Source organism: Pseudomonas sp. PME37.24/006 (assembly GCF_055556635.1).
This window is the reverse complement of sequence record NZ_JBVHNL010000280.1, coordinates 1-240: the sequence shown is the minus strand read 5'-3', so window position 1 is coordinate 240 and position 240 is coordinate 1. Positions and strand designations below refer to the sequence as shown.

1 pseudogene is annotated in these 240 nt (G+C 64.2%); it reads left to right on the top strand.

Annotated elements, in window-relative coordinates:
• Positions 1–32: 32 nt before the first annotated feature.
• A pseudogene (locus ACZ3GY_RS24730) lies at positions 33–240 on the top strand (hypothetical protein); the annotation flags it as partial.

The following is a 240-nucleotide window of genomic DNA, read 5'->3' as shown; positions in this document are numbered from 1 at the left end:
ATGCCCGGCCCGGCCGAACGTCGCGATTGCGAATGCGCATGCGGTTGTGCCAAACAACTCCGCAAATCACAGCACAAGCTGAACGTTGGCGGAGGACGACCCTGATGAACCGCATGATGAAGCTGGCCCGGCGCCCGCATGGGATGGTCAAGCCCGACGACTTCCGCCTCGAGGAAGGCCCCGTGCCCGAGCCCGGCGAAGGCGAAGTGCGCATCAAGATCGCCTTCGTGTCCCTCGATC